The organism is Enterobacter sp. RHBSTW-00318 (assembly GCF_014101375.1).
GTDB lineage: Bacteria > Pseudomonadota > Gammaproteobacteria > Enterobacterales > Enterobacteriaceae > Enterobacter > Enterobacter ludwigii.
Genome location: NZ_JABXQH010000001.1, coordinates 5,175,843 through 5,198,216, shown reverse-complemented (window position 1 = coordinate 5,198,216; position 22,374 = coordinate 5,175,843). Strand labels below are relative to the sequence as shown.

28 protein-coding genes are annotated in these 22,374 nt (G+C 53.0%); 13 read left to right on the top strand and 15 right to left on the bottom strand.

The annotated features are described in order from the left end of the window. Positions 1-62 precede the first annotated feature (62 nt). On the top strand, positions 63-965 hold the full coding sequence (locus HV157_RS25600) for a LysR family transcriptional regulator (protein WP_182269124.1): 903 nt from the start codon (positions 63-65) through the stop codon (positions 963-965). 161 nt (positions 966-1,126) lie between these two features. On the opposite strand, the gene HV157_RS25595 is transcribed toward HV157_RS25600, so the two are convergent. Then, positions 1,127-2,026: a LysR family transcriptional regulator gene (locus HV157_RS25595; RefSeq protein ID WP_063156505.1), complete on the bottom strand. Its 900-nt coding sequence runs from the start codon at positions 2,024-2,026 to the stop codon at positions 1,127-1,129. Positions 2,027-2,187: 161 nt separating this feature from the next. On the opposite strand from HV157_RS25595, the gene attM reads away from it, so the two are divergent. After that, positions 2,188-2,979 (top strand): N-acyl homoserine lactonase AttM, encoded by a 792-nt coding sequence (attM, locus tag HV157_RS25590; RefSeq protein WP_182269123.1) that lies wholly within the window; start codon positions 2,188-2,190, stop codon positions 2,977-2,979. Positions 2,980-3,066: 87 nt separating this feature from the next. Here the strand turns inward: attM and HV157_RS25585 are convergent, their stop codons facing one another. From HV157_RS25585 to HV157_RS25570, 4 genes are all read right to left on the bottom strand, one after another. Further along, positions 3,067-4,086: an NADP-dependent oxidoreductase gene (locus tag HV157_RS25585; protein WP_182269122.1), complete on the bottom strand. Its 1,020-nt coding sequence runs from the start codon at positions 4,084-4,086 to the stop codon at positions 3,067-3,069. Next, positions 4,083-4,493 (bottom strand): hypothetical protein, encoded by a 411-nt coding sequence (locus tag HV157_RS25580; RefSeq protein ID WP_121339584.1) that lies wholly within the window; start codon positions 4,491-4,493, stop codon positions 4,083-4,085. Before HV157_RS25580 ends, HV157_RS25585 begins: the two co-directional genes overlap by 4 nt. 4 nt (positions 4,494-4,497) lie before the next feature. Beyond that, positions 4,498-5,316, bottom strand: a complete 819-nt coding sequence (locus HV157_RS25575; protein ID WP_182269121.1) for an oxidoreductase — start codon at positions 5,314-5,316, stop codon at positions 4,498-4,500. Positions 5,317-5,414: 98 nt separating this feature from the next. After that, a complete protein-coding gene (locus HV157_RS25570) occupies positions 5,415-6,194 on the bottom strand; it encodes an SDR family oxidoreductase (RefSeq protein WP_182269120.1) in 780 nt (259 codons plus the stop codon). Positions 6,195-6,434: 240 nt separating this feature from the next. On the opposite strand from HV157_RS25570, the gene HV157_RS25565 reads away from it, so the two are divergent. From HV157_RS25565 to uspF, 4 genes are all read left to right on the top strand, one after another. Further along, a complete protein-coding gene (locus tag HV157_RS25565; protein ID WP_059306668.1) occupies positions 6,435-6,983 on the top strand; it encodes a TetR/AcrR family transcriptional regulator in 549 nt (182 codons plus the stop codon). 177 nt (positions 6,984-7,160) lie between these two features. Continuing rightward, positions 7,161-8,372 (top strand): selenium metabolism membrane protein YedE/FdhT, encoded by a 1,212-nt coding sequence (yedE, locus tag HV157_RS25560; protein ID WP_032680851.1) that lies wholly within the window; start codon positions 7,161-7,163, stop codon positions 8,370-8,372. Further along, positions 8,369-8,602 carry a sulfurtransferase-like selenium metabolism protein YedF gene (yedF, locus tag HV157_RS25555; protein ID WP_014170428.1) on the top strand — a complete coding sequence of 78 codons (234 nt, stop codon included), beginning with the start codon at positions 8,369-8,371 and terminating at the stop codon, positions 8,600-8,602. Before yedE ends, yedF begins: the two co-directional genes overlap by 4 nt. Before the next feature lie 140 nt (positions 8,603-8,742). After that, complete coding sequence (uspF, locus tag HV157_RS25550; protein WP_182269119.1) at positions 8,743-9,177, top strand: universal stress protein UspF; 435 nt, start codon at positions 8,743-8,745, stop codon at positions 9,175-9,177. 331 nt (positions 9,178-9,508) lie between these two features. Here uspF and ompW read toward each other — a convergent pair whose 3' ends face one another. Further along, positions 9,509-10,141: an outer membrane protein OmpW gene (gene ompW / locus HV157_RS25545; RefSeq protein WP_014170432.1), complete on the bottom strand. Its 633-nt coding sequence runs from the start codon at positions 10,139-10,141 to the stop codon at positions 9,509-9,511. 282 nt (positions 10,142-10,423) lie between these two features. Here ompW and HV157_RS25540 point away from each other — a divergent pair, with 282 nt between their 5' ends. From HV157_RS25540 to yciA, 4 genes are all read left to right on the top strand, one after another. Further along, the gene (locus HV157_RS25540) at positions 10,424-10,828 is read left to right on the top strand and encodes a YkgJ family cysteine cluster protein (RefSeq protein ID WP_032680849.1); all 405 of its coding nucleotides are present in this window, start codon (positions 10,424-10,426) and stop codon (positions 10,826-10,828) included. Positions 10,829-10,853: 25 nt separating this feature from the next. Further along, a complete protein-coding gene (locus HV157_RS25535) occupies positions 10,854-11,597 on the top strand; it encodes a YciC family protein (protein ID WP_020882388.1) in 744 nt (247 codons plus the stop codon). A 52-nt stretch (positions 11,598-11,649) separates the two neighbouring features. Then, on the top strand, positions 11,650-12,189 hold the full coding sequence (locus tag HV157_RS25530; RefSeq protein WP_020882387.1) for a septation protein A: 540 nt from the start codon (positions 11,650-11,652) through the stop codon (positions 12,187-12,189). Positions 12,190-12,293: 104 nt separating this feature from the next. Beyond that, on the top strand, positions 12,294-12,689 hold the full coding sequence (yciA, locus tag HV157_RS25525; RefSeq protein WP_014170435.1) for an acyl-CoA thioester hydrolase YciA: 396 nt from the start codon (positions 12,294-12,296) through the stop codon (positions 12,687-12,689). A gap of 38 nt (positions 12,690-12,727) precedes the next feature. On the opposite strand, the gene tonB is transcribed toward yciA, so the two are convergent. Further along, a complete protein-coding gene (tonB, locus tag HV157_RS25520) occupies positions 12,728-13,450 on the bottom strand; it encodes a TonB system transport protein TonB (RefSeq protein WP_032679698.1) in 723 nt (240 codons plus the stop codon). A gap of 221 nt (positions 13,451-13,671) precedes the next feature. Here tonB and HV157_RS25515 point away from each other — a divergent pair, with 221 nt between their 5' ends. Further along, on the top strand, positions 13,672-13,968 hold the full coding sequence (locus HV157_RS25515) for a YciI family protein (protein WP_014170437.1): 297 nt from the start codon (positions 13,672-13,674) through the stop codon (positions 13,966-13,968). A 35-nt stretch (positions 13,969-14,003) separates the two neighbouring features. Here HV157_RS25515 and leuE read toward each other — a convergent pair whose 3' ends face one another. The 3 genes from leuE to HV157_RS25500 form a co-directional block, all read right to left on the bottom strand. After that, positions 14,004-14,639 carry a leucine efflux protein LeuE gene (leuE, locus tag HV157_RS25510; RefSeq protein WP_020882385.1) on the bottom strand — a complete coding sequence of 212 codons (636 nt, stop codon included), beginning with the start codon at positions 14,637-14,639 and terminating at the stop codon, positions 14,004-14,006. Between the two features lie 69 nt (positions 14,640-14,708). Further along, on the bottom strand, positions 14,709-15,119 hold the full coding sequence (locus tag HV157_RS25505) for an Exc2 family lipoprotein (RefSeq protein ID WP_025203932.1): 411 nt from the start codon (positions 15,117-15,119) through the stop codon (positions 14,709-14,711). 257 nt (positions 15,120-15,376) lie between these two features. Next, positions 15,377-15,550 carry a YciY family protein gene (locus HV157_RS25500; RefSeq protein ID WP_086463573.1) on the bottom strand — a complete coding sequence of 58 codons (174 nt, stop codon included), beginning with the start codon at positions 15,548-15,550 and terminating at the stop codon, positions 15,377-15,379. 144 nt (positions 15,551-15,694) lie between these two features. Between HV157_RS25500 and cls the strand changes: the two genes are divergently transcribed. Further along, positions 15,695-17,155: a cardiolipin synthase gene (gene cls, locus HV157_RS25495; RefSeq protein WP_014170441.1), complete on the top strand. Its 1,461-nt coding sequence runs from the start codon at positions 15,695-15,697 to the stop codon at positions 17,153-17,155. Positions 17,156-17,188: 33 nt separating this feature from the next. Continuing rightward, positions 17,189-17,518 (top strand): HI1450 family dsDNA-mimic protein, encoded by a 330-nt coding sequence (locus HV157_RS25490; RefSeq protein ID WP_006810881.1) that lies wholly within the window; start codon positions 17,189-17,191, stop codon positions 17,516-17,518. 31 nt (positions 17,519-17,549) lie between these two features. Here HV157_RS25490 and HV157_RS25485 read toward each other — a convergent pair whose 3' ends face one another. From HV157_RS25485 to oppB, 5 genes are read right to left on the bottom strand one after another with little or no spacing between them, the layout of a single operon-like run. Continuing rightward, a complete protein-coding gene (locus HV157_RS25485) occupies positions 17,550-18,419 on the bottom strand; it encodes an ion transporter (protein WP_041162688.1) in 870 nt (289 codons plus the stop codon). 14 nt (positions 18,420-18,433) lie between these two features. Continuing rightward, on the bottom strand, positions 18,434-19,438 hold the full coding sequence (oppF, locus tag HV157_RS25480; protein WP_014170444.1) for a murein tripeptide/oligopeptide ABC transporter ATP-binding protein OppF: 1,005 nt from the start codon (positions 19,436-19,438) through the stop codon (positions 18,434-18,436). Then, a complete protein-coding gene (locus tag HV157_RS25475) occupies positions 19,435-20,448 on the bottom strand; it encodes an ABC transporter ATP-binding protein (protein ID WP_014170445.1) in 1,014 nt (337 codons plus the stop codon). The genes oppF and HV157_RS25475 overlap by 4 nt, the downstream gene beginning before the upstream one ends. Positions 20,449-20,459: 11 nt before the next feature. Then, the gene (gene oppC, locus HV157_RS25470) at positions 20,460-21,368 is read right to left on the bottom strand and encodes an oligopeptide ABC transporter permease OppC (protein WP_014170446.1); all 909 of its coding nucleotides are present in this window, start codon (positions 21,366-21,368) and stop codon (positions 20,460-20,462) included. A gap of 14 nt (positions 21,369-21,382) precedes the next feature. Further along, a complete protein-coding gene (oppB, locus tag HV157_RS25465; protein ID WP_014170447.1) occupies positions 21,383-22,303 on the bottom strand; it encodes an oligopeptide ABC transporter permease OppB in 921 nt (306 codons plus the stop codon). Between the last annotated feature and the right edge of the window lie 71 nt (positions 22,304-22,374).

The window sequence follows — 22,374 nt, the reverse complement described above, 5'->3', positions numbered from 1 at the left end:
AACGAGGGTATTGTTTCGTGTATCCTGCCACTGGTGTACGCACTGGTTAGCAAACCTAAACAATGAAAATTGACCTTAATCTTTTACCTCTGTTTCTGGCTGTCGCTGAGGAACATAGCTTCAGCGCTGCCGCCGAACGTCTTGGCGTGACGCGATCGGCGGTCAGCCAGGGGATCAGACGCCTGGAGGATACGTTCGGGACCCTGCTTGTCATGCGCACCACGCGTTCGGTAAACCTGACTGAAGCGGGAGAACGGCTGCGAAAATCGTTGTCCGTACCGCTATCAACGATTGACGCGGCGTGCGAAGACGTTCTCTCTGACAACGGGCCGCGAGGGCATCTGAAAATTGCTGTCACCTCAATTGCAGAAGAATTTCTTTCAGGCCCTCTGCTCGCGTCCTTTGCAGCCGCTAACCCTGCAGTCACCATCGATATCGTCGTGTCGGATGACGAATTTGATATTGTGGCAGCGGGCTATGATGCCGGCGTAAGGCTCGGTGACGTGATCGAAAAAGACATGATTGCTGTCCCTCTGACGGGACAGCGACGGGAAGTGGTGGTGGCATCACCAACGTATCTGGCGGCCCACAGCGCACCGCGCCATCCGCGAGAGCTTATCCGCCATCGCTGTATCGGCTGGCGCCCATCGCCAGACGTCGCGCCCTATCGCTGGGAATTTGAGGAAGCGGGAATACCTTTCGACGTGGCGGTTGAACCGCATATCACCACCAACGATCTCCGTCTCATGCTCAGGCTCGCGCTTGCGGGGGGAGGAATTACCTTTGCAACCTATGAAACATTCAGGCCATTTATTGAAAAAGGACAGCTTGTTTCATTACTGGATGATTTTCTTCCGCCTTTTCCTGGGTTTTATCTGTACTTCCCGCAACGTCGAAATATGGCCCCCAAGCTGCGGGCTCTGATTGAACACGTCAGGCAGTGGGGGAAGACGTCACTGCAGTAGTTTCAAACCCGCGCAGAATATTTAGCTTCCGGAGAGTTGCCGCGCCGTAGCAGCGAATGACGCATGCTCGACTGGGCAAGCCATTAACCGGGGTGTACCTCAGGCAGGCACGAAATTTTGTTCAACCGTTTATTAAACAGCCTCATATTCGAGTTTGAGAACTATAGCTGCCCTTTTGTTACCGAGCGCGTAAGGCTTGTGCGAAGTTCGTTTTCAAGGAAAGCGACACATGCTCGTGTTTCAGCGGAGATGATATTAGCCGGAGGATAAAGTAGATATGCAGGGAATGAAGGAACAAGGTAGTCGGGTAACACAGGTACGAGATGCCCGTCGGCAATCTCCTGTCGGCAAACCGGAGACTGCAATACCCCGATTGCCTTTCCTGCCAGAAGCACAGTACGTAACGGCCGCCAGTGGCTGGAAGTGAATGTTATTCTCACAGGGACGGTGAGTAACGCGTTGTCAGGCGCGATCAGCGTCACATGGTTATTCATAAACAGGCCCGAAACACGAGCAAACGCATGTCGGGCGAGTTCATCCGGTGTACGGGGCATATCATAACGCTGCAAATATTCGGGAGAGGCCACCAGCAACCGCTCAATTTTCCCCAACGGGCGGGCAACATAATATCCTTCCCCCGCCTCACCAAGACGTAGCGAGATATCCACACCTTCGGTTACCGGGTCCGTCACTCTGTCACTGAGCACCAGATCAATGTTGATGCCCGGATAGGCCAATTGCAGTTTAAGCAGGGCGGGCATAAGTAACTCTTCCCCGGCACCATAGGGTGCGGCAATGCGCAGGGTTCCACTAATTGCCTCACCATTATCCACGATTGCCAGCGCATGGTCAGCCGCTGCAACGGCGCTTTTGCTCCGTTCATAGAACAGCGTCCCGCTATTGGTGAGAGACATTCGGCGCGTGTGACGTCGCAGCAGGCGGGTATTAAGATGAGCTTCCAGACGCTCTATCCTTTCACTGACCGCCGGCTGTCCGATGCCGAGATCGCGCGCGGCGGCAGACATGCTTCCGCGCTCAACCACCCGAATGAAAATACGCATTGCCGTAAGTAAATCCATTCACCGATTATATTGGTAAAACCGATAAATGAAAGTGGTCCCGCCCCTCTACTGGCAGGCCCTTCTGTTAATGAAAATCTGTGCGTCCACGGCTGTTCTAGCTATGGCGTACAGAAGATTTCATTTTTTACGGGAAAAGAAGCATGTCAGATATCAGGCTTTATATGTTCCAGTCGGGCTATCAGCGTTGTAAATATCACGATATCAGGATGAATCAGGGTGAAGGCGCCGACTACATTATACCTGTCCCCTGGTTTTTACTGACGCATCCGCAGGGGAATGTTGTTATTGACGGTGGTCTTGCGGTGGAAGGGCTGAAGGATCCCCGCGCCTACTGGGGACCGACTGTTGACCAGTATCAACCCATCATGGATACAAACCAGGGCTGTAGAAGACAACTGGCGAAGCTCGGAATAAGGCCAGAATCGGTGCGTTATGTTTTACTCTCCCACCTCCACTCTGACCATACCGGCGCGATTGGCCGCTTTCCTGAAGCCACTCATCTTGTGCAGCGTGCTGAGTATGACTATGCCTTTTCACCGGACTGGTTTACCGCCGGGGCCTACTGTCGGAAAGATTTTCATCGCGAAGGTCTCAAATGGCAGTTTCTGGCAGGAGATGCCGATGACGGTTTTGATCTGTATGGCGATGGCGTTCTGAAAATCATTTACACGCCAGGCCACTCCCCGGGTCATCAATCTTTTGTCATCTCCCTGCCGAGTGGAAAATCGTTCACCCTGGCGATAGATGCTGCCTATACGCTTGACCATTTTCAGGATAAAGCCCTGCCTGGCTTGATGACATCGGCCAGTGAGGTGGCACGGTCGGTGGCAAAACTAAGAGTGGTTACCCAGATGCATAATGCGGAAATTATTCCCGGGCACGATCCTGATATCTGGCCGCATTATGCGATGAAGACGGAAGGCTATAACTGATACGAACGGTGATAGTGACTATACCTCTTCCCTGAGGCGATAACCCTGGTCATTTATGCTTAGCGCAGAGGCAAGCCTTCGTTGCTATCACTCATGAATTTTAACCACCACTTTCCCCTTTGCATGCCCGCGAGCCAGATAGGCGAAGGCGTCGCCAGTTTCGGCAAAGGGGAAAACGTTGTCGATAACAGGCTTGATGCGTTGAGCGTCCATGAGTTCAGCGATTTGGCTAAGCTGGCTGCCATCAGGGCGGACAAAGAGAAACGAATAGGTTAATCCTCGTTTTTTTGACAGTCGCATGATTTTGCGGCTCATCAGTCCTAATACGAAACGCAGGAAAACATTGAGGTGTCTTTCCCGTGCGAAAGCCGTATCTAACGGCCCGATCAGGGAAACTATCTTCCCTCCCGGTTTAAGGATTTGGGTGGATTTCTCAATCGCGTCACCTCTGATAGTACCGAGGACAATATCGTAGCCGCTCAGCACTTTTTCGAATTCCTGCTTTTTATAGTCAACCACCTCATCTGCACCAAGGCGGCTCACCCAGTCAATGTTGGCGGTGCTGGTTGTCGTCCCTACCGTTGCGCCAAGGTGTTTTGCCAGTTGGATAGCAAAACTGCCAATTCCACCGGAGCCGGCCGGGATAAATACTTTCTGCCCCGCTCGCAGCTTCGCGCGTTCCGTCAGCGCTTGCCAGGAGGTGAGACTGACCATCGGAAGCGACGCTGCCTGTACGAAATCCAGGGTGGCGGGTTTTAACGCTGCAAGGTTTTCAGGCACCCGCACAAATTCAGCAAGCGAACCCGTTCCCCTGTCAAAAATACTGGCGAAAACCTCGTCGCCTGCTTTGAAACGCCTCACGCGGCGTCCTGTGGCAACGACAACGCCGGACACGTCACTGCCCAACGTCGCGGGGAGACTGAAATGCAGAACACGTTTGAACATGCCGGTCGGGATCATGTTATCGATCGGGTTCAGACCTACTGCATACACTTTGACCAGAATTTCATCATCACCAGGGGACGGAAAATCGACGTCGTCGAATCCCAGTTCAGGGGATTTACCATAGCGTTTGAACGTAAATGCTTTCATCGTCTTCTTATTCATTTGTCTTTTACTCTGCCGGGTTTGCCGGTGGCGTGTTTCTTACCAACGCTGTTGCTGAGTAAAAAAGCGATACCCAGGAATAGCTCGATAAATACTGCAATAACGATCTGCCCATTAACGTGTCCTGCATACCACTCAACAACGCCGGACACGGCTAAAATCAAACATAACGTACCGATCCCTGCTGCCAGGGCATAGCGGGCCAGCGTGGGCTCTGCATGCCTGGCGAATAAACACATCACCCCCAGGCCCGCGTACAGGGCGGCAGAGCGATGGCCGAGCACATCAGTTCCCGGTGTTGGCGTGATTCCCCACTGCGTTAACAGCAGTTGCGGGCAGAACATCCATATCGCCGCCAGGATGAAAAACAACCCGGCAGTCAGAATAGCCAGTTGAGAAAATTTCATATTCTTATTCTTTCGCGTCGAGCTGAAGACTGTTGCGTACTACCTTGTCCAGAAGTGAAGCCGGCGCAAAGCGGTGAATGAAATTCAGTTTCCCCGCCAGCGTGCCCGCCGTATAACGCACCTTAGGCCGTAAAGACTGGGCAGCCTTTACCACCACATCAGCCACCACTTCCGGACGTTCCGCCTCGTCCATTGCCTTGCTGACGACGTTGTTCAGCTTAGCCCGGAGCGGTTCATATTCTTCTAGCTTCGCGTCAGGTTCTAAATTGTTTACGTCGAACTGTGTCTTTATATAGGCCGGCTCGATCACGGAAACCCTGATACCCTGTGTGCGCAGTTCATGGTCCAGCGCGCCCGTATACCCTTCAACCGCATGCTTACTGGCTGCATACAGTGCCACGTAAGGTAGCGGGACAATCCCTAATATCGAACCAATGTTGATGATGCGGCCACTGCCCTGACGGCGCATGTGCGGGATCACTGCCCGCGTCATTCTGACCAGGCCAAGAAAGTTGGTGTCGAAAATACGCCTGGCCTGATCAATCGAACTTTCTTCCGCGGCCGCAGGAGCAACCCCAAAGCCCGCATTATTCACCAGCAAATCTATCCGCCCTTCCAGGTGCAGTAACGCCTCAATGGCGGCGCTCACGGACGCATCGTCCGTCACATCAAGCGTTAATAACGCAAAGGGATGTGTGCCTGCCTGCACACCGCGCCGGCTGGTGCCATAGACCGTATACCCCGCGGCCAGCAGTTTTTTAGCCGATGCCTCACCGATCCCCGAAGAAGCTCCGGTCACCAGTGCTACACGTTTTTTTGTCATTCTCACTACGCTCTCTTGATGGAGTCCTGCTCACCCTGCAGCGCAACAACACGCTGCAGGGAAACAACGCGGCATAGGGTTATGCCGAATCCCCGTGGCTACACTGTGTACCGTTCTGCCGCTTTAGCCTGATTGATATCCGCCAGCAGAGCCTGACGCGCCTTCTCCAGGTCATCCCAGTGGGCAGCATTTTGTAAAGGAGGGATGGTGACGAGTTCGCGACGATCAAAGCCGGCCAGGGCTGCGTCAACTAACTGACCCACTTCCATCATCTCGGGCGCCTTACTGATATCAATACCTGCACGTTCCCAGATTTCGGTGTAAGTGCCGGCCGGAAGTACCGCCTGGACGTAAACGCCCGCGGAGGACAGCTCAAGATGCAATCCCTGCGACAGGAAAAGCACGAAGGCTTTGGTTGCCCCGTAAACCGTCATGGCAAATTCCGGGGCGAGCCCAACGACGGAACTGATATTGACGATTGCGCCTTCTCCGGTTTTGACAAACCGTGGCGCCGCGGCACGAGCAAGCCTCGTCAGCGCAGTGACGTTCAGGGCGATAAGACGCTCAATTGCCTCAGGCGTCTGGCCGGTAAAATTGCCCGACTGTGCCATGCCCGCGTTGTTAATCAGCACCCCTATTTTTTCGTCTTCACGAAGACGAGCTTCCACCGTCGCTAAATCCGCTGCCTGAGTGAGGTCGGCTGGCAGAACATCAACAGAAACGCCCTTCTCCTGTCGCAGACGCTCGGCGAGTGCGTCTAATTTTGTTTTATCGCGGGCAACCAGAACCAGGTCATGTCCACGGCTCGCAAACCTTTGCGCATAAACAGCACCAATACCCGTCGATGCGCCTGTAATGAGAACTGAAGTTTTCGTCATATGTGATCTTCTTTATTAAATGTTGAACAGAATCTGCACTGTTCGATGCAGGTAAATCCGGGGATATGTCCGGCTCTCTTTGCTGATCTCAGTCAAACTGACAGAGCGCGCATATCTCTGCGAAGCGCCGTCGGGGACATGGATTTAATGATGATGATCATAATCTATAAAGTCAACTGGTTTGATTATGATCATCATCAATGTATAATTGAGCCTTGTTTTGTAAGGGGGCGGGAAAGCATGAAAGTGTCAAAAGAGCAGGTTCGGGAAAACCGGATGCGCATTGTTGAAACGGCATCAGAACTTTTTCGTGAGCGCGGCTATGACGGCGTGGGCGTGGCGGAGCTGATGTCTGCGGCGGGTTTAACCCACGGCGGGTTTTATAAGCACTTTGGTTCAAAGGCTGACCTGATGTCAGAAGCCATGAACTGTGGTTTTGTACACGCCGCGGAAAACCTGGCGGGTGTGGACCGAGAAAAATTCATTGAATATTACCTCTCCCGACAGCATCGCGATGATATGGCCAGGGGTTGTGTGATGTCTGCCCTGGGCACCGACACCGCCCGTCAGTCCGAGTCCATCAAAGAGACATTTGCAGCCGGGGTTGAACGCCAGCTGGCAATGTTAAGCGACGAAAATGTCTCACGTGCTGACCTGATAGACACCTTTGCACATCTTGTCGGTGCTCTGGTGTTGTCCCGTGCCTGCCCGGATAATTCTGCACTCGCTGACGAAATTCTGGATGTCTGCCGCTCGCGTATTCTGCGTGAGGGGCCGCGAAAAGAGTGAATATTTTGCAGCCGGGTGAGTGATTGCCAGGAGATATCAGGAAGATTTGATGACGGAGGTCATAAAAAAGGTAGGTATTTTTGAGAAAAGTTTTGGAGAGGTTTTGGAGAAAGAAAAAAAGTTATATATTCCAGCCCGTTAAATCCAAATATACCTTCTGAGTTCAGAGGCTTACTCATGTCATGGCAATACTTCAAACAGACTTACCTGGTTAAGTTCTGGTCACCTGTACCCGCCGTTATCGCAGCGGGGATCCTGTCTACTTACTATTTCGGCATTACCGGTACGTTCTGGGCTGTAACCGGCGAGTTTACCCGCTGGGGTGGACAGCTGCTGCAGCTTGCCGGTGTGCATGCTGAAGAGTGGGGTTACTTTAAGCTCATTCATCTGGAAGGCACTCCGCTGACCCGCATCGACGGGATGATGATCATCGGCATGTTCGGCGGCTGTTTTGCCGCCGCGCTGTGGGCAAACAACGTTAAGCTGAGAATGCCAAAAAGTCGGATCCGCATCGTACAGGCGGTCATCGGCGGCATGATTGCCGGTTTCGGTGCGCGCCTGGCGATGGGCTGTAACCTTGCCGCCTTCTTTACCGGTATCCCACAGTTTTCGCTACATGCCTGGTTCTTTGCCGTCGCTACCGCCATCGGTTCTTACTTTGGCGCAAAATTTACCCTTTTGCCGCTGTTCCGTATTCCCGTCAGGATGGTTAAGGTCAGCGCCGCATCGCCGCTGACGCAAAAACCGGCTCAGGCACACCGTCGTTTCCGCCTGGGGATGCTGGTCTTTTTCGCCATGGTGGCATGGGCACTGTGTACAGCGCTCAATCAACCTAAACTGGGTCTGGCAATGCTGTTTGGCGTGGGCTTTGGTTTGCTTATTGAACGCGCGCAGATCTGCTTTACTTCAGCGTTTCGCGATATGTGGATCACCGGGCGGACAATGATGGCAAAAGCGATTATTGCCGGGATGGCGGTGAGTGCTATCGGCATCTTCAGCTATGTTCAGTTAGGCGTTGAACCGAAAATCATGTGGGCCGGCCCGAATGCGGTGATTGGCGGCCTGTTGTTTGGCTTCGGGATTGTGCTGGCTGGCGGTTGTGAAACCGGCTGGATGTACCGCGCCGTTGAAGGTCAGGTGCATTACTGGTGGGTTGGCCTGGGGAACGTGCTCGGGTCAACTCTCCTTGCGTACTACTGGGATTCCCTTTCTCCTGTCCTCGCGACGAACTGGGATAAGGTCAACCTGCTCAGCACGTTCGGCCCACTCGGTGGCCTGTTGGTGACGTACGCCCTGCTGCTGGCCGCTTTTTTACTGGTGATTGCGCAGGAGAAACGGTTCTTCCGCCGTGCCGCTGTCAAAAATGAAACGCAGGAGAATGCCGCATGAAAGAGATCGTGCCTGACTATCGTCTGGATATGGTGGGCGAACCCTGCCCTTATCCCGCTGTCGCCACGCTGGAAGCCCTGCCTCAGCTCAGGAAAGGGGAAATTCTGGAGGTGGTGAGCGACTGCCCGCAGTCCATCAACAACATTCCTCTGGATGCTAAAAACCACGGTTACACCGTGCTGGACATTCAACAGGATGGGCCAACCATTCGTTATTTGATACAGAAATAATCCCGCCACAGACGCTCCTTAACCGGGGCGTCTCCTGCCCCAAAAATCCGCCTTACGTCCCACTTTGGCGGTAAATACAGTCCCCTGTTCTCCCCCGGAACTACACTTAAAGTGGATAAAAAACAAACAGGAGGTGTGGCATGTTTGCGTCAATTCTCGTTCCTGTCGATATTTCAGAGCGTCACCTGACCGAACAGGTGATTCCCTATGTTCAGGCGAACGCAGCAATCAGTAACGGCAAAGTGCATTTTCTGACTGTCGTTCCTTCTTTCCCCTACTATTCCTCTCTTGGTCTGGCCTATTCCGTTGAGATGCCAAAACTGGAAGAAATGCAGCAGGAGGCGCTGGCGAAATTGAATGAGATCGTTACGCAGTTCAATTTACCGGCCGACCGCATTCAGACCCACGCCATTTCTGGCACGCCTAAAGATCAGATCCTGAAACTGGCTGAGAGTATCAATGCAGACCTGATAATTATTGCGTCTCATCGACCTGATATTTCGACCTATCTGTTAGGCTCTAACGCTGCGGTCGTCGTGCGCCACGCAAAATGCCCGGTGCTGGTGGTGCGTTAGCGTGCCTGCGAGGAAAGATAAGCCCCGTGCTATCGGGGCTTATTATCGTAGGGACCACAGGCCTACGCCATTGAGCAATCACTGGACGCCGCACTGACCGATTCTCACGCATGAAGCGGTAAGCGGTGCAACCTGCACCTCGACTCTAGGGATGATGTGATTAGGTTATGGTCAGGCGTTGACTGACGCGGCTAAACGGGTAGTATTTCCGCCGTTTACGGTTCAGCATGTATTTGATGAGATGAGTTCAGCACGCTGGAATATGGAGGGGCAACCTTAATCGCCCCCCGAAGCAAGACTGGCCATAACCAGGCCAGTCTCAAGGGATAAATCAGAAACGATAACCCGCGGAGAACATAAACACCCACGGATCGAGGCGAGTGCTGATACTTTGCTGTTCACCGCCCGCTTTAAAGCGAACGTCGGTATCAATGTCCATGTACCAGACCGAGGCGTTAATTAACCAGTCACGGTTAATCAGATAGTCCAGCCCCACCTGCCCCGCAACACCCCACGAGTCTTTCAGGCTGAGATCGGTAAGCCCGGCTTCTTTACCGGTATCGTTAAATTTCTCGTCGAAGAAGGTGGTGTAGTTCACCCCTGCGCCAATATACGGACGCACCTTACTGTTAGCATCACCAAAGTACCACTGCGCCATCAGTGTTGGCGGTAAATGGTGCACCGTCGCGATATCCCCGGTTGGCCCTAAACCGACGCGATGACGGAATGGCGTTGCTGCCAGAAGCTCAACACCAATGTTCTCCGTCGCCATATACGTAAAGGTCAAACCGAGCTGGGTATTGTTGCTGACGTTAAAACCGCCCATACCCAGTACGCTATCAGAGCCTTCTGTTGGACGCACCGTTGCCGAACCGGCACGAATAAAGAATTCACCTGCTTCATGCGCATACGCGCCGCCAGAGAGACTGCTTAATACAAGGGCTGCCACCGCTAATTTTTTCATATCCGCTCCATCGTTGTGGTTTTAGTCGCGGAGGAGAATATACTCACAAATGAGTAATAAGTGATCTGCTACAGATCACATTAAAACCAGTAAGTTAACATTCATTGATCTGGGTTAATTTTTGGTGACACACCGTAAAGCGATAAGTTGTCGTCAGGTCAATTTCTGGCATTTCGGCGTTACAAAATTTTCTCTTTTCACCCTCTTGCTCTTCCTCTCGCAGCTGGATAATTTAGCGCTCTCACAAGTTGATTTGATGCGTTCTTCTTTTGCAGGTGTGCCATGAGTGATGTTAACCCGTGCATGACGTGCGGAGCCTGTTGTGCGTATTTTCGAGTCTCTTTCTACTGGGCCGAAGCCAGCGATGGCGGCGGTACCGTTCCGGTTCATCTCACTGAACCGTTAACGCCTTTTCTGCGCTGCATGAGCGGCACCAACCAAAAACCGTGCCGATGCGCTGCGCTGCAAGGTGAACCTGGGGTGTCCACCCGGTGCTCTATCTACGAGCACCGCCCCAGCCCGTGCCGGGAATTTTCCATGTCAGGTGAGGATGGGCAGGTCAATGAAGCCTGTAATCGTGCCCGTGCGCGCTTTGGATTACCGCCGCTTTACAAAGATATGCTTTTCCATACAAGCCTTGATGCTGCCACGACAGTGTTATCCGGTGTACAATTGCCGGCTAATTAACACCTGCAATACTCAAGGAGAGTGCATGTCTATCACGGCGAAGTCTGTCTACCGTGACACGGGAAACTTTTTCCGCAATCAGTTCTTAACCTTTTTACTGATCGCGTTGCTATGCGCCTTCATTACAGTGGTGCTTGGTCATGCGTTCTCGCCAAGTGACGAACAGATTGCCAGCCTGAGCCAGGGCGACAACCTTGCAGATAGCGTGGGGTTGTTTGAACTGGTACAAAACATGACGCCGGAGCAGCAACAAATCCTGCTGCGGGCTTCCGCTGCTTCGACATTCTCTGGTCTGATCGGCAATGCGATTCTGGCAGGTGGCGTTCTGCTGATGATTCAGCTGGTTTCCGCCGGTCAGCGCGTCAGCGCCCTGCGGGCGATTGGTGCCAGCGCACCGGTATTACCGAAGCTGTTTATCCTCATCTTTTTAACCACCATGCTGGTGCAGATGGGGATTATGCTGGTCGTCGTGCCGGGTGTATTACTGGCTATCGTGCTTTCTTTCGCGCCGGTAATGGTCGTGCAGGATAAACTGGGGATCTTTACCGCGATGCGCAGCAGCATCCGGCTCGCCTGGGCAAATATACGCCTGGTGGCGCCGGCTGTTATCGGCTGGCTGTTGGCGAAAACGCTCCTGCTGCTGTTTGCCCCGAATTTTGCGGTACTCACGCCAAATGTGGGCGCGGTGGTGGCAAATACGCTGAGCAACCTCATTTCAGCGGTACTGCTGGTCTATCTGTTCCGCCTGTATATGTTAATTCGTCAGTAATCCTGTGGCCGGGAACGTCAGCCCGGCCCTACACAGAAGATGGAATCACAGAATGAAGCAGTTTCTTGATTTTTTACCGCTCGTGGTCTTTTTCGCTTTCTACAAGCTGTATGACATTTATGCCGCCACGACTGCACTGATCGTGGCCACAGCGGTTGTGCTGATCTACAGCTGGGTTCGCTACCGTAAAGTTGAAAAAATGGCGCTGGTGACCTTCGTCTTGGTCGCGGTGTTTGGGGGACTCACCCTGTTCTTCCACAACGATGAATTCATCAAATGGAAAGTCACGGTGATTTACGCTCTGTTTGCGGGTGCGTTACTGATTAGCCAGTGGGTGATGAAGAAGCCGCTGATCCAGCGCATGCTGGGCAAAGAGCTGACGCTGCCTCAGGAAGTGTGGTCTCGACTGAATATCGCCTGGGCGATCTTCTTTATTCTCTGTGGTCTTGCCAATATCTATATTGCTTTCTGGCTGCCGCAGAATATCTGGGTCAACTTCAAGGTCTTTGGCCTGACGGCTCTGACGCTCATCTTCACGCTGTTAAGTGGCGTTTATATCTATCGCCACATGCCACAGGACGACCAGCACTGATCGTTCACCGACCAGAACGTGTGCAGCAGGCGTTCTGGTCTATTCTCTCCAGCCTGAAATCATAGTAGCATCCCGCCTGAAGTCTTCAGTTACGAGTTAAAACAATGACAACAAATAACGCCCCTCAGGGCGAACTGGTTTTACGCACACTGGCAATGCCCGCTGACACCAATGCCAATGGCGATATTTTTGGCGGCTGGCTGATGTCGCAAATGGATATGGGCGGCGCTATTCTGGCAAAAGAGATTGCACATGGCCGGGTAGTGACGGTGAGAGTGGATGGCATGACCTTCCTGCGCCCGGTTGCAGTGGGTGATGTGGTTTGCTGTTACGCGCGTTGCGTAAAACGTGGCAATACCTCCATCTCCATTAACATCGAAGTGTGGGTGAAAAAGGTCTCGTCCGAACCCATTGGACAGCGTTATAAAGCGACAGAAGCGCTGTTTATTTATGTGGCCGTGGACAACGAAGGTAAACCCCGACCGCTTCCTCAGGCCTGATTGCCCGGTAAAAAAAGCCTCCTTGCGGAGGCTTTTTTTTATTCCATCTGTGCCCCGCCATTCAGGCGGAATACAATATTCACGATCAGTCCGTTGCCCGGTTTACCGGCTTCATAACGCCATCTGCGCATCGCCGTTTTCACTTCTCTCTCGAACATATTAGACGGCTGCGCGGACAGTATTTCCACGTTCTCAACACGCCCTTCCGGCGTAACATCGAATTTCACCCGTACACGGCCCTCAATACGTAATGCCTGAGCACGAGCCGGATACTGCGGCTGATTACGGCTGACCGCACGCGGTCCCGCGGGTGCGGTGACTGTCGGTTTGGCTGTCGTCGTGGTGTTATTCATCACCGGACGCGAAGGTGCTGCGTTTTCTACCGTCTGCGTAGCGCGGGGTTCAACCGGACGCGTTTCGCGTTTTGGACGTTCTTCTACCTTCTTCACCGGTTTTGGCTTCGGCTTAGGTTTCGGCTTCGGCTCGGGTTTGTGGATCACCACCGGAGCTTCTTTTGGCGGTTCCGGCACCGGTTCAGGTTCGGGTTCCGGTTCGGCGACGGGCTGTGGCGGCGGAGGCGCAACCTGCGGCGGTTCGAGATCCGATGGCGATACCATCGTCACAGAAATAGGCTGTGCGGGCGCTGGCATTTCAACAACCTGATGAACCGAGGTATAAAGCAAACCCGCCACGACAGCACCGTGAATAACGACAGAAAGCAGCGTCGGCCAGGGAAAGCGGCGAGGTAAATCAAGGGTCATCGAAGTCATAATCATCAACGTTAAAAAACCGAACACTGATTTTAAATGCAAATAGCAATCATATTCAATAAGACACTTTGTCCTGGCGCAATTTAAGCGCAAGAGAGGCCAAAAAAGGCGCATTTAGATCAGGGTTTTAACATTGTTTTTATCTTTACATTGCAGTCAGTTGCCCTTTCACATAACGTTACTGACACTTTTAATGGTTAAGGAGCTTCACCGTGCTTTACGTGATTTACTCTGAAGATGTCGCTGATTCCCTCGAAAAACGCCAGTCCGTTCGCCCTGCCCATCTGGCGCGTTTACAACTGCTCCAGGATGAAGGTCGATTACTGACCGCGGGTCCAATGCCTGCGGTAGACAGCAATGACCCTGGCGCTGCCGGTTTCGCGGGCTCCACGGTGATCGCCGAGTTTGAATCCCTGGAAGCGGCTCAGGCCTGGGCTGATGCAGACCCGTACGTTGCCGCAGGTGTCTATGCGAAGGTGACGGTTCGCCCGTACAAGAAAGTGTTTTGATGCAAAAGTGGCTCCGAAAGGAGCCACTCATCTCTTCAGTGTAGTGACGCTAAGCGCGCCGCAAATCCGACAAACAGCAGCCCAATCAGCCCGTTCCCCAGCTTTGCCAGTTTCTTTTTGGTTTTCAGATAACGCGTGACAAACGCACCAGAGAAGATCAGGAAGCTCATATACATAAAGCTAATCAGCTCCAGCGTGGTCGCGAGGATCAGGAAAGACGTGCCCGTGTTTTTCGCATTCACATCGATGAACTGCACAAAGAACGAGACATAGAACAAAATAGCCTTTGGATTCGTCAGGCTCAGCACCAGCGAGCGTTTCATGATCATGCTCGCAGGCTCGGTTCCGCTCTCATGGGTATTCTTCTGACGGGTGATGACTGACCAGAGCATTTTGCCGCCGAGCCACAGGAGATAGAAAGCGCCGAGGTAGCGCACAATATTAAACAGAACCGGGGTCGTCTGGATTAATGCTGCGACGCCCGCCCAGGCCAGAAACATCAGCACTGCATCGCCGATAAATACGCCAGTGGCGGCGAGATACCCTTTTTTAACACCGTGCCCAATACCGGTTTTCAGTACAAACAATGTGTTCGGTCCAGGCACCAGCACGATAAAAAATGCCCCTACAACATAGGTCCAGAAATTAAGTACACCAAACTCCGCAAACACCTCTCCCTCCTTTTGCTAAAAAAAACGACGGGAATATCGCTGCAAATACGATATCCCCAAAATCAGACGCTATTGTACGCCGTTATAGCCATCAAGATAAGTCGCAGCCAGTTCGTTGCCAAATAAAACGGCGTCCTTCTCTTCCATTTGAGACGTCCATTTATCCGCGGTATTACCGTCGAAAGCATGCTCCGTTTTCGCCTGATTCTTCAGTTGATCGCGAATGCTTTGGGCGTACTGGTTTGCCTCAGACAGTGTGCGTCCTGCAGCGCGATCGGTTTTCCCCTGCTCATACAGCTCACGGAACTGAGGGACATTCAGACGATAATTTTGCGATACACTTGACGTAAAATTGCCGCCAGTAAAATTGGTTTTATGCGACACGAAATAATAAGCATGCCTTTCCGGTGACGTTTTACTGCTGGCACAACCGCTCAACACGGCAATCCCAAGAAGGGCAGCAACCACTTTTCCGTTCATCTCTTTTCCTTTTTAGTTTATCCAGTGCGATATCCCGCTGAGCAGTAAATTAATCAACGCGGATAATGACGATAATCCTGCGTTTTCCCTGATCGCATCCAACGCAAGCAGCACAATAAATACCCAGAGATAAGGATTCATCTTTGAAATGCATAAGATTAAGAGGGCGGAGTATATCGCGGAATGAATCGGGGGAGAGACTGCGAAAAATGATAGCCTGAAAATCAGTGGGCACCTTAACGGTGCCCTGATGGTTCTCAGATAACCTGTGTAGCGAACAGCAACGCGTTACGGTGTCTGGTCATTCCACATTTTCTGATGGCGTGTATACGCATATTGCGGCGGGATTGTGCTTCCAGCCAACGAGCCTTGCGACGACTCACCTGTCGCAACATGCGCCAGCGCCCTACTTCTGTTCTACTGCGCTTCATGTTTACAACTCTTTCTCTAACAGAAACCCCATTATAAACCCAACCCCGCAGCAAACCAGCGCTTTTAACTGGCGTTTTTATTTGCCAGATGATTCCTGATGCGTACACTCATAACAATACGCTTTCAAAAGGATTTTTTTACCTATGACAACCTTCTACACCGTGGTGAGTTGGCTGGTCATTCTGGGATACTGGCTGTTAATCGCGGGTGTGACTTTGCGCATCCTGATGAAGCGCAGAGCCGTACCCTCTGCCATGGCCTGGCTGCTGATAATCTACATCCTGCCGCTGGTGGGGATTATTGCCTATCTCTCTTTCGGTGAGCTACATCTGGGTAAACGCCGTGCCGAGCGTGCCCGTGCCATGTGGCCTTCAACCGCCAAATGGCTCAACGATCTCAAAGCCTGCAAACATATCTTTGCCGAGGAGAACAGCAGTGTTGCCTCCTCGCTGTTTAAGCTGTGCGAACTCCGTCAGGGTATTGGCGGCGTTAAGGGCAACCAGCTCCAGTTGCTGACCTCCTCGGATGACGTCATGCAGGCCCTCATCCGCGATATTCAACTGGCTCGCCATAATATCGAGATGGTGTTCTATATCTGGCAGCCTGGCGGCATGGCCGATCAGGTTGCAGAATCGCTGATGGCCGCTGCGCGTCGGGGCATTCATTGCCGCCTGTTGCTGGACTCCGCTGGCAGCGTCGCCTTCTTTCGTAGTCCCTGGGCGGGCATGATGCGTAATGCCGGTATTGAAGTGGTTGAGGCGCTGAAGGTCAATCTCTTGCGTGTGTTTCTGCGCCGGATGGACCTTCGCCAGCACCGTAAAATGATCATGATCGACAACTATATTGCCTATACCGGCAGCATGAACATGGTTGACCCGCGGTTCTTCAAGCAGGACTCGGGTGTCGGGCAATGGGTAGACCTGATGGCGAGAATGGAGGGGCCCATTGCCACCTCGATGGGTATCGTTTATTCCTGCGACTGGGAGATAGAAACCGGGAAACGTATCCTGCCGCCGCCACCGGATGGCAATATCATGCCGTTTGAAGAAGCCAGCGGGCACACCATCCATACTATCGCTTCCGGACCGGGCTTCCCGGAGGACTTGATCCATCAGGCGTTGCTGACGGCCACTTACGCAGCGCGTGAATATTTGATCATGACCACCCCCTACTTTGTTCCCAGCGATGACCTGCTGCACGCCATCTGTACCGCGGCACAGCGCGGTGTCGATGTGAGTATCATCTTGCCACGCAAAAATGACTCGCTTCTGGTGGGCTGGGCCAGCCGGGCATTCTTCAGTGAACTGCTGGCTGCGGGGGTGAAAATCTACCAGTTTGAAGGCGGATTACTCCACACCAAGAGCGTGCTTGTCGACGGCGAGTTAAGTCTGGTGGGTACGGTTAACCTGGATATGCGCAGTCTGTGGCTGAACTTTGAAATCACACTGGTGATCGATGATGCCGGCTTTGGCGGCGATCTGGCCGCGGTCCAGGATGATTATATCTCCCGCTCGCGACTGCTGGATGCCAGACTGTGGGTTAAACGCCCGCTGTGGCAGAGAATTACCGAACGACTGTTTTACTTCTTTAGTCCGTTGCTGTAAAACGTGCCCAACGATGTTAAACAGGTAGTCATCATGGAAATGGATCTGAACAATCGCCTGACCGAAGACGAAACGCTCGAACAGGCCTATGACATTTTTCTCGAACTGGCGGTTGATAACCTCGATCCCGCAGACGTGATCCTCTTTAATCTCCAGTTTGAAGAGCGCGGGGGCGCCGAGTTGTTCGACCCTTCTGAAGACTGGGCTGAACATGTGGATTTCGACCTCAATCCTGACTTCTTTGCCGAAGTGGTGATTGGCCTGGCCGATGAAGATGGCGGTGAAATTAACGACATCTTCGCCCGCGTCCTGCTGTGTCGCGAGAAAGACCACAAGCTGTGTCATATTCTCTGGCGCGAATAATAAAAAAGGCTGCGATTGCAGCCTTTTTTATTTAATCCGGTAACTCACTTCCACACTGATTACAAAACCGCGCGCTGTGTTCATGTTCACCCCGGTGACATTTCGGGCATTTTCGTTGCGCCTTACGGTTCTGAAAAGCACTGCTCATGTGCGTAGTAATGAGCCCTGTCGGGACCGCAATCACCGAATAACCAATCAGAATCAGTACCGAGGCGACAATCCGTCCCAGCGGAGTGTGAGGAGCTATATCACCATAGCCAACGGTCGTGACGGTCACAATCGCCCAATAGACAGAAGCATTCAGCGTTGAGAAGCCATTCTTCGGCCCTTCTATCAAATACATCAACGCGCCGAATATCACCATGACGATGGCAATAAATGAGTAGAACAGGATCAGTTGATGCCGCGCGCTGACGATGGCACTCCAGAATATCCGCAATGACGGCATAAACCGCAGCAGTTTAAGAATGCGTAACACCCGAATAACGCGCATCGCTCGCCAGGCAAAAACATAGCTCAGACTGATTTCCGGCCATAGCCACATGACATAGAGCGGCAGGATCGTGGCTAAATCAATAAATCCCCAGAAGCTGAAGACATATTTGGCCGGGTCAGGCCAACAGAATACCCGCAGGAAATATTCAGCGGTAAAGACCAGCGTAATGACCAGCTCCAGCCAGACAAAAAGATGCCATTCTTCCAGCGTCAGGTGATACTGCGTTCCGACGCCCGATTCGATAAAAATGATCACCACGCTGAGCAGCGCAAACAGGGCGCAGAGGGCTTCAAAACGCCGCCCGGTTACCGTTTCAGGATCGAATAAAAGATGATAGAGCCGCCGACGGACGGAGGTGAATAATCGCGACACATTAACCTCGCAAATAATAAGGGCTGACATCATGTCAGCCCTTGCGATTATAACGGGTCTACTTTCAGGCAGGAAACCGCATGTCGGAAACTGCCCTCCAGAACCGGACGTGTTTTTGCACATTCCGGCCCGGCCATCGGGCATCGCGTACGGAATACACAACCGGACGGCGGGTTAATCGGGGACGGTAATTCACCTTCCAGAAGCTGGATGGTTTTATTTTTTTCCAGATCCGGATCGGGAATCGGTACCGCAGACATCAGTGCCCGGGTATAGGGGTGCAGTGGGTTATGGTACACCTCATCGTAAGTCCCTAATTCCACCGCATGACCCAGATACATCACCAGTACGCGGTCAGAAATGTGTTTCACCACCGCGAGGTCATGCGCAATGAAGATCAGCGACAGCCCCATTTCACGCTGCAGTTTCTGCAGCAGGTTAACCACCTGCGCCTGAATAGAGACGTCCAGCGCCGAGACGGGCTCGTCACAGATAATCAGCTTCGGCTCAAGGATCAAGGCGCGGGCGATACCGATACGCTGGCACTGACCACCGGAGAATTCGTGCGGGTAACGGTTGACGAGGTTAGGCAACAAGCCCACTTTCATCATCATTGCCTTCACACGGTCGCGTACTTCCTGACGCGGCATCTTCGGATGATAGGTTCGCAGTGGCTCAGCAATGATCTCCCCGATGGTCATACGCGGGTTCAATGAGGCCAGCGGATCCTGGAAAATCATCTGGATGTCGCTACGCACATCGCGCCACTCGTCTGGCTTCATGCCCAGCAGATCTTTACCCAGCCAGGCAACTTTGCCGTCGGTGGCTTTCACGAGGCCTATGATGGCACGCGCAAATGTGGATTTACCGCAACCGGACTCACCCACCACCCCCAGGGTTTCCCCTTCATACAGACGAAGCGTTACGCCATCGACCGCTTTCAGGGTTTTCGGCGGCTGCCAGAACCACTGTTTTCCGTCTTTAATGTCGAAATGCACCTTAAGGTCAGCAATTTCGAGCAGGACATTTCTTTTTTCATCTAATGCGTTCATACCAGATCCTCCTGCGGCTTAAAGCAGGCGCGCAGACGGCCTGGTGCAAACTCTTCCAGCGGCGGCGCGGTATTGCAGATTTCCATCGCGTGCGGGCAGCGTGGCTGGAACGGACAGCCTTTCGGCAGACGCAGCAGGTTTGGCGGGTTGCCAGGGATGGTCAGCAGGGATTCCCCTTCTGCATCGAGGCGCGGCACCGCATTCAGCAGACCAATGGAGTAAGGGTGTGCAGGCTGGTAGAACACGTCGCGCGCCTTACCATATTCCATAGTGCGACCGGCATACATCACCAGTACCTTGTCACAGATACCGGCCACGACGCCCAGATCGTGAGTGATCATGATAATCGCGGTGTTGAACTCACGCTTAAGCTCGTTCAGCAGCGTCATGATCTGTGCCTGGACGGTCACATCAAGCGCGGTGGTTGGTTCATCGGCAATCAGCAGTTTTGGCCGGCACATCAGCGCCATCGCAATCATGACACGCTGACGCATACCGCCGGAGAACTCATGCGGGAACATGCGCATGCGCTTGCGCGCTTCCGGCATTTTTACCGCGTCGAGCATTTTGACGGACTCCTCAAAGGCTTCCGCTTTGCCCAGGCCTTTGTGCAGCATCAGCACTTCCATCAGCTGCTCTCCGACACGCATATACGGGTTCAGCGAGGTCATCGGGTCCTGGAATATCATCGAAATCTGCTCAGCGCGCAGCTTGTTCAGCTCGTATTCCGGCAGGTTGAGGATCTCACGCCCGTTGAATTTGGCGGAACCGCCAATGACACCGTTAGACGCCAGCAGCCCCATCAACGCAAAGGCGGTTTGGGATTTACCGGAACCCGACTCGCCCACGATCCCCAGCGTTTCACCCGCACGCAGGTTGAAGTTGAGATCGTTCACGGCGGTCACATCGCCATCCGGCGTTTTAAAGGTCACGCGGAGGTCTTTTACGTCCAGCAGAAGGTTACCCTGCTGTTGCGCCTGTGGCGCAGTGGCCGTTTCAATAATCGTCATGACGGCGCTCCTTAACGGTCTTTCGGGTCGAGGGCATCACGCAGGCCATCGCCGATAAAGTTGAAACAAAACAGGGTGACGACCAGGAAGCCCGCCGGGTACAGAAGCAACCACGGTGAGACTTCCATTGAGTTTGCACCATCACTCAGAAGCGCGCCCCAGCTGCTCAGTGGCTCTTGTGTACCCAGACCCAGGAAGCTCAGGAAAGATTCAAACAGGATCATGCTTGGTACCAGCAGCGAGGCATATACCACCACCACGCCGAGCACGTTAGGAACGATATGGCGAACCACAATATTACCGGTGGAGACACCGCCCACCTGCGCCGCTTCGATAAACTCTTTACGCTTAAGACTCAGCGTCTGACCACGAACGATTCGCGCCATATCCAGCCAGGACACCATCCCGATTGCCACGAAGATCAACAGGATATTCTGGCCAAAGAAGGTCACCAGCAGGATAACGAAGAACATGAACGGGAAGGAGTTTAAGATTTCCAGCATACGCATCATGACGGAGTCCACTTTACCGCCAAGGTAGCCTGAGAGTGAGCCGTAAAGCGTACCCACGATCACCGCCACCAGGGCGGCAGCAATACCAACCATCAGCGAAATACGGCCACCGATAGCGACACGCACCAGCAGGTCGCGCCCTGAGGAATCCGTACCAAAATAGTGCCCGGACGTCATATCGGGTGCGCTGGACATCATGCCCCAGTCGGTGTCGAAATAGGTAAATTGCGACAGAATCGGCGCCAGGGTGACAAACAGCGCGATGAGCACCAGAACAACCAGGCTGGCGACCGCGGCGCGGTTATGCATAAAGCGACGACGGGCGTCTTGCCAGAGGCTACGACCTTCTACTTCCAGTTTTTCACTGAAGTTTTCCAGCGCCTCGCTGTTTTTCTTACTCAACATCATGGCGTGCTCCAGTATCAGTAACGGATTTTCGGGTCGATAACGGCATACAGCACATCGACAATAGCGTTAAACAAAATGGTCAGTGCGCCGACAAGGATTGTCAGGCTCAGTACCAGTGAATAGTCGCGGTTCAGCGCGCCATTAACGAACAGCTGACCAATGCCCGGCAGACCGTAAATGGTTTCGATAACCATTGAGCCGGTGATGATCCCAACGAATGCCGGCCCCAGGTAGGAGAGCACGGGCAGGAGCGCAGGCTTGAGTGCATGGCGGAATATAATCCGGCGCATCGGCAGCCCTTTCGCACGCGCGGTACGGATGAAGTTCGAGTGCAGGACTTCAATCATGGAACCGCGGGTGATACGCGCGATACTGGCGATATAGGCTAGGGAAAGTGCCACCATTGGCAAAATCATGAACTTCAGCGCCCCACCGTTCCAGCCGCCTCCGGGCAGCCATTTGAGCGTAATGGCAAATATCATCACCAGTAATGGCGCGACAACGAAGCTGGGTATAACCACCCCGGTCATCGCCACCCCCATTACGGTATAATCCCATTTGGTATTTTGTTTGAGCGCGGCAATAACGCCCGCGGTGACGCCGAGAACGACGGCAAGGATGAATGCTGCAGCACCCAGTTTCGCCGAGACAGGGAAGCTGGACGCCACCAGGTCGTTAACGGAATAGTCTTTGTATTTGAATGACGGCCCAAAATCACCGTGCGCCAGTTGCTTCAGATAGTTGAAGTACTGCGTGGAGATAGGGTCGTTTAAGTGATACTTCGCTTCGATATTGGCCATCACTTCCGGTGGCAGCGTACGTTCACCGGTAAATGGACTTCCCGGCGCGAGACGCATCATAAAGAAGGAAATCGTAATTAGAATAAATAACGTTGGTATCGCTTCTAAGCAGCGACGCAGGATAAATTTCAACATTGCCCGTACCTTCTGGCGTGTGCCTGATGAATGTTACAAAGTAGACACAGTGGGGCAAGCCAGGCCTGCCC